This window comes from Saccharospirillum impatiens DSM 12546, from assembly GCF_000423605.1.
GTDB lineage: Bacteria > Pseudomonadota > Gammaproteobacteria > Pseudomonadales > Natronospirillaceae > Saccharospirillum > Saccharospirillum impatiens.
In genome coordinates this window covers 1-5,568 of record NZ_AUIH01000096.1, presented here as the reverse complement: position 1 = coordinate 5,568, position 5,568 = coordinate 1, and the positions used below count along the sequence as shown (strand labels likewise).

Annotated in this window: 9 protein-coding genes; 6 read left to right on the top strand and 3 right to left on the bottom strand. The window is 53.2% G+C overall.

Features of this window, described 5'->3' with window-relative positions; genetic code table 11:
- Positions 1-201, bottom strand: a 201-nt coding sequence (locus G565_RS0120115) for a transposase (RefSeq protein WP_483826396.1), incomplete at its 3' end; no start/stop codon positions are given.
- A 376-nt stretch (positions 202-577) separates the two neighbouring features.
- Here G565_RS0120115 and G565_RS0120110 point away from each other — a divergent pair.
- Positions 578-820, top strand: a complete 243-nt coding sequence (locus G565_RS0120110; protein WP_028672422.1) for an HP1242/YdcH family protein — start codon at positions 578-580, stop codon at positions 818-820.
- 68 nt (positions 821-888) lie between these two features.
- On the opposite strand, the gene G565_RS26585 is transcribed toward G565_RS0120110, so the two are convergent.
- Positions 889-1,179 (bottom strand): TIGR02450 family Trp-rich protein, encoded by a 291-nt coding sequence (locus G565_RS26585; RefSeq protein WP_342662991.1) that lies wholly within the window; start codon positions 1,177-1,179, stop codon positions 889-891.
- A gap of 158 nt (positions 1,180-1,337) precedes the next feature.
- Here G565_RS26585 and G565_RS0120100 point away from each other — a divergent pair, with 158 nt between their 5' ends.
- Positions 1,338-2,162, top strand: a complete 825-nt coding sequence (locus tag G565_RS0120100) for a M48 family metallopeptidase (RefSeq protein WP_028672421.1) — start codon at positions 1,338-1,340, stop codon at positions 2,160-2,162.
- 81 nt (positions 2,163-2,243) lie between these two features.
- Here the strand turns inward: G565_RS0120100 and G565_RS0120095 are convergent, their stop codons facing one another.
- On the bottom strand, positions 2,244-2,522 hold the full coding sequence (locus tag G565_RS0120095; RefSeq protein ID WP_028672420.1) for a hypothetical protein: 279 nt from the start codon (positions 2,520-2,522) through the stop codon (positions 2,244-2,246).
- A gap of 185 nt (positions 2,523-2,707) precedes the next feature.
- Here G565_RS0120095 and G565_RS0120090 point away from each other — a divergent pair, with 185 nt between their 5' ends.
- The 4 genes from G565_RS0120090 (at position 2,708) to G565_RS0120075 (ending at position 5,466) form a co-directional block, all read left to right on the top strand.
- On the top strand, positions 2,708-3,199 hold the full coding sequence (locus G565_RS0120090) for an MOSC domain-containing protein (RefSeq protein WP_028672419.1): 492 nt from the start codon (positions 2,708-2,710) through the stop codon (positions 3,197-3,199).
- On the top strand, positions 3,196-3,429 hold the full coding sequence (locus G565_RS0120085) for a hypothetical protein (RefSeq protein ID WP_028672418.1): 234 nt from the start codon (positions 3,196-3,198) through the stop codon (positions 3,427-3,429). Before G565_RS0120090 ends, G565_RS0120085 begins: the two co-directional genes overlap by 4 nt.
- A 275-nt stretch (positions 3,430-3,704) precedes the next feature.
- Positions 3,705-4,721, top strand: a complete 1,017-nt coding sequence (locus G565_RS0120080; RefSeq protein ID WP_051208325.1) for a TauD/TfdA dioxygenase family protein — start codon at positions 3,705-3,707, stop codon at positions 4,719-4,721.
- Positions 4,722-4,860: 139 nt separating this feature from the next.
- Positions 4,861-5,466, top strand: a complete 606-nt coding sequence (locus tag G565_RS0120075) for a DUF938 domain-containing protein (protein ID WP_028672416.1) — start codon at positions 4,861-4,863, stop codon at positions 5,464-5,466.
- Positions 5,467-5,568 lie beyond the last annotated feature (102 nt).

Below are 5,568 nucleotides of genomic sequence, written 5' to 3'. Positions count from 1 at the left end.
GACCTGCAGCTTGCCAATTTGTTGATATAGATGGTCTTCCCGAGCTTCCAGCTTTTTCGGGTCGGGTTGGCTACTGCCGCGTTCGAAGGCTTCCACCAGTCGCTCCTGGGCGATTTTCTTCCAGGTGTTGATCTGAGAGGCATGTACGCCGCACTGCGAAGATAATTGAGCGACTGTCTTGTCGCCTCGGATAGCCTCCATTGCGACCTTGGCCTTGAACTCACTACTGAACCGTTTTCTCGCCACGTTACTACTCCTGCTTGGTCGTGGCATTCTACCTATGCCCGTGGTCTAAATCATGGGGTCCACTATATGGGCATTCCTACTGCGACCTTTTCATTGCCCTATAGCCATACACCTAACTTACACCTCAACCTTTTGACATGAATTGTCAGTCTTCTACACTCGTGGCCATTCAGTAGTTGTGAACACAGATTGCTTTTCACTCGTTTATGCGGTGTTTAACGCTGTTCTTTTATAGTTCAACTAATGGTTAACACAGTACGTTCGGCTCAAACGGTGCAAAGTATGCGAAGCACCGCAGATATCTCACTTCCCAATAGTAAAGGAGCAATACATGGTTGAAAAACACGATCTATTGCATGAGTTTCCAGAATACCGCGATCAGATTCATGATCTAAAAATGAATGATCGGCACTTTGCCAAGCTTTTTGAAGAATACACAGAGGTAGAACATGAAGTTCGTGGCATTGAGACCGGTAGCGAATATGTTAATGATGAGTATCTGGAAGAGCGCAAGAAACTGCGGCTGAGCCTGAAAGACAAGCTCTATCACATGCTGAAGGCCAACGAGGCCTAGTCTTTTTTGTAAGGCTGACTCGGTTTATCTGGTATATCCACAGCACCCGCAAAGGCATGCCGGTGCTGTCATGTCCAACCTTGATGCCAGACGTTAGCGTCGGTTAATACGGTCCAGTCAATTGGTTCCGACCGGCTGGAAATGACGGCCTCCAGTAGGCAATGACACACACTCCCGTCTTCATCGAACTCAACCTCGGTTACCAGAAAGTGCTTTTCTTTGTTAACAGGGTGAACGGCGGTCCATTTACTGTGCAACAACTTTCTTGGATTAATGGTATTCAAGAGGTCATCCTGATTAAGTTCGTGTAGCAAACTGGCCCTGGCCTTTTGAGAAGGCGCTTGTAGCCGGCGGAGCACTGCGGTGAGGCGCTTCTCGCTTTATACGACCCGGATACACTGCCGGTTCAACACTGTTGTGGCATTTAGGTGATATGTGCCGGGGTTCGGGTATATAGTCTGTTTTTCTGGCACCCTTGGCGTGCTGGCCTGGCTTACCCTATTCGAAAGGACCTGATATGAACAATATGATCCTCACCGTGCTGACTGTTTTTCTGCTCAGTGCCTGCGCTACCAGCCCCACGGGTCGTTCACAGGTGATGCTCATGTCGCCCGAGCAGGCGATCAGTGAATCCAGGCAAGCCTATGTCAGTACGGTTTCAGAAGTGACCCGTGAGCATCAGTTGATTACCGACCCGGTCTGGGTGAATCGCATTTCAACGATCACCGGGCGGCTGGTGACCGAAGCAATCAAGATGAACCCCTCCAGCGCCGACTGGCAGTGGAGTGTGGCCATCATCGACGACCCGGAAACGTTAAATGCCTGGTGCATGGCCGGTGGTCGCATGGCCATTTACAGTGGCATTGTGACGCAGCTAGACCTGACGGATGACGAAATTGCCCAGATTATGGGTCACGAGATATCCCACGCACTGGCGAATCATACGGCTGAGAAAATGTCCCGGGCGATTCTGATCAATACGGGTTTGTCTGTGGCGTCATCGGTAACCGACCGTAACGGCTATGTTTTGAGTGGTACAGCTGTAGCGGCACAGCTTGCGCTGCAATTGCCTAACAGCCGGACAGCCGAGACCGAGGCCGATCGTATAGGCGTTGAATTGGCCGCCCGGGCAGGCTACAACCCCGATGCTGCGGCGACATTGTGGGGTAAAATGGCTAAAGCGGGTGGCGGTCAGCCAGAGTTTCTAAGCACCCACCCTTCGCCGGCGAACAGGATGGAGAGGCTGCAGTCGCTGAGTAATGAAATGCGCGCCCTGAACCCTTCGTTGCAGAAATCCAGTGTTTACCCAGTCACTATGGTGACCAACCTCAATCAGTTGTGACTGAGTCTCTCGTTTAAAGGAATTGACGTCTGCGGCACGGTTGTGCCGCACGACAAGCTGCTCGCTGCCGGGCCGTAAGCTCTACTTATTGCCCCATATTTTGGCGACAGCCCTATCGTTCCCCAGCAAGCCAATCACCTCGCAAACCAGCCCGATTAGAAAGAAGACCAGCACCGGAGCAAGCCCGCCCCACTGTGACGAGGCCAAGGCGAGTGCGGCAGATACCGCCGACAAAAACAGGAACAAGACTCCTACCGCCAGCAAAATTTTCCGATGCGATTGCTCATACCGGTATTCTCCCTCCCCCGATTCAAATACCCGGAGGAGGGGCTGAAACAGATTTCTAAGTGCTGCTTTCATGGAGATGTACTCATATCGGGCCTCTATTGGACTGCAAAACCGTGGAATCAGAAGATGACCTCAAGAGTACGTTGAACCGCTCAATAGAACCAGCCCCACTGAACGAGCCGGAGCCCGGAGCCTGGCGTTGGTCCAAGGTGCCATGGCAAACTGACCATAACTGCCTGGTTAGAGAGTGAGTATTTGTGCCTGAATCTACCCCACTGCAAACGTTGCTCGATACCCTGCCGCAATCTGGCCGGGTTGAGTGGATTGGTGTCCGACCGGGTCGTGATCAGGCCATGCAGATACTCGATCGTGCGGTCGCCCGCCCCGGAAAAGGTCTGGAAGGTGACCGATTCAATGGCCGTGAGACCAGCAAGCGGCAGGTCACTGTGATTCAGCAGGAACACCTTCATGTCATAGCCTCATGCTTACAGCGTGAATCGATAGGGCCCGAAGTATTCCGACGCAACCTTGTCGTGTCTGGCCTGAATTTGCTGGCGCTGAAAGGCAAGCGGTTTCGAATCGGTGATGCCGTCTTTGAATACACGGGACTGTGCCACCCGTGCAGCAAAATGGAGAAAGCCCTTGGGCCGGGCGCCTACAATGCGATGCGCGGGCACGGAGGGATCACTGCCCGGGTGATAGAAGGCGGTGAGCTCGCGCTGGGAAGTAGCGTAAAGGTATTCTTATGAGCGCGGAGCAATGCCAAGCCAGCCGGGATACGCTCCCCGACAGCCGGGATGGTCTGACTCACGCCGATCGCATTGTTCTGTATGTACTCCGGTACACTCAGCAAGAATGCCAGAACCGCAATGTACCCACGGCCATGCTTTACGGACGTGTTTTGGAGCATGTGCAGATGAGTGAGACGGAGCTCTACCAGGCATTGAATCGATTGGGCGTTCAAGGCAACGTTCGCTAGCGTATTCAGGCATCACCTGTGAATCTCTCATTTACCCAGGCCGGTGGTTTGCCCCGTATCGATACAAAACTTAACAACTGTTGCCCATAGATAACAATGATTGATCAGTTGGACGGTTTATTTTCGACAAGCTTGCCTTCAAACATACCGTATTGGAAAAACCTAAATCAGTGACAGGCCAGAGTCAGTCACGCTCTGGCGCCGAAACCTAACGGCACTTCTTACTCGACATTGTTGTAAGTCAACGCTGTAACATTGGCAACAGGACACAGGCTTTGAAAACCGATGAACTGAGCATTGCGCCACTCGATCCGGCACGGGCAGCACTTATCGAAAAAAATGGAGGAAGAATCTTACCTCTGGAGCCAATAGGTGCCGAAGTGCACGGCATTAATCTGACGTCAGACACTCCGCCGCCGCCCGACGTTGTCGAAGCCCTCGAACTCGAAATGGCCAACCGCGGCTTTGTCGTGTTTAAGAACGAAAAGCCGCTCGATGTCGACGATTTCCTGCGCGCAAGTTGTCTGTGGGGTGGCAAGGCACTGCACAGCACGCATGGTGTGCATCCGGCGACGCCAGGCGGAAACCAGCACATCTTTCGCTTGTCGAACGATCGCCGTATCGGCATTCCCGGCGTAGGGCCACAGTGGCACAACGACGGCAGTTTCATACCGGCTACCTTTTCGCACTCGGGCTATCACATAATCAGACCAGCGGAAAACGGCGGCGGTACCTATTTCGCGCACCAGGGTGCTGCTTACGATGCGTTGCCGGAAGACCGTCAGGAATTCTGGTGTCGTCTTTCTTCGGTGAACTCTGCTTCAGGCGTCGTGCACCCGATCGTGCATGTCCATCCCATCTCCGGGCGCAGGTGCATCTGGCTGCACCTGGGTATGACGGGTGGTGTGGTTGAAAAATTGAAAGATGCGGATGGGTATCGGCTTTTAGACGCTGACGAACTGACGCAGTTGTGTCATGAATACAACGATATCCTTAATGCTGGGCTGGAAGACGGTTACGCCATTGGCTACGAGTATCAGGAAAATGATTGTCTGTTTATCGATAATCTAACGGTAGCTCACCGGGCCTCACCGCAAGCGCATCTGCCGGTCGATGAACAAGGTCTGCGCATCATGCACCGCAGTACCGTTCGCGGAGTTCAGGATCTGTCGCCTGGTTTTGACCTGCCTCAGTATTTGAACATTGACGGACCAAGCCCGTTCGGCGAAGGTGTCTGGAAAGGCGGCGGCATTGGTTTCAGATGGGAAGAAGGTATTCCCATGCAGAACTAGGGAGCCTCTAAGCAACTCCCCCCAGGGCTCTGCGCGTGCTAAAACGTCCTGGCAACGAGTCGTTAATGTCGTTACGGGTGCTGTTCGCGCGCGTGAGCGTAAGACAATTAGTGTAGAGAAAAACGGAGTGCGGAATCCCATGCCTATTGAACTGCCGTTTTCACAGGCTTGTGAAAACAACAAGGCGCCTATATTGGCAATATTGCGTGAGGTGTTTGATGAACCCGGCCGGGTCTTGGAAATCGGCACTGGCACCGGGCAGCATGCCGTGCATTTAGCTCAGGCGATGCCTCATTTGAAGTGGCAACCGACCGACCACCCTGACGCGGCCGAACTGAGTCGGCTGCGGCTGGATCAGGCTGCGCTGTCCAATACCCTTCCTGTTATCGAGCTGGATGTCGGCACACCGCCCTGGCCTATTGACTCATTTCGCTGGGCGTTCTCCGCGAACACGGCCCACATCATGGCCTGGAAAGAAGTTGAACAGATGTTCCACGGTATCGCAGAGCGGCTAACTGTGGGCGGGGCGTTTTGTCTTTACGGGCCGTTCAACAGCCAGGGGCAGTTCTCCAGTGACAGCAACAAACAGTTCGACCAGCACTTAAGAACCCGGGGCTCACACATGGGCATTCGGGACATGGACGACCTCAATACACTGGCCAGTTCAGTAGGCCTGGTATTGGCAAAAGACGCGACCATGCCAGCGAATAACCGGATGTTGGTGTTCAGGCCATCGGTTGACTAGGCATTGCGTAGCTAGTGCCCGTCCATAAACGGCTAAGCTTCTGAAAATAAAAGAAAAATCTCGATCAGAGGGTTAAAAAGGCCCTAATACTTTGTAGAATTG

Bases quoted from the DNA above. Each gene is read 5' to 3' on its own strand.
- G565_RS0120075 (WP_028672416.1), top strand. From the start codon at position 4,861: ATGCCTATTGAACTGCCGTTTTCACAGGCTTGTGAAAACAACAAGGCG.
- G565_RS0120095 (WP_028672420.1), bottom strand. From the start codon at position 2,522: ATGAAAGCAGCACTTAGAAATCTGTTTCAGCCCCTCCTCCGGGTATTT.
- G565_RS0120100 (WP_028672421.1), top strand. From the start codon at position 1,338: ATGAACAATATGATCCTCACCGTGCTGACTGTTTTTCTGCTCAGTGCC.
- G565_RS0120110 (WP_028672422.1), top strand. From the start codon at position 578: ATGGTTGAAAAACACGATCTATTGCATGAGTTTCCAGAATACCGCGAT.
- G565_RS0120085 (WP_028672418.1), top strand. From the start codon at position 3,196: ATGAGCGCGGAGCAATGCCAAGCCAGCCGGGATACGCTCCCCGACAGC.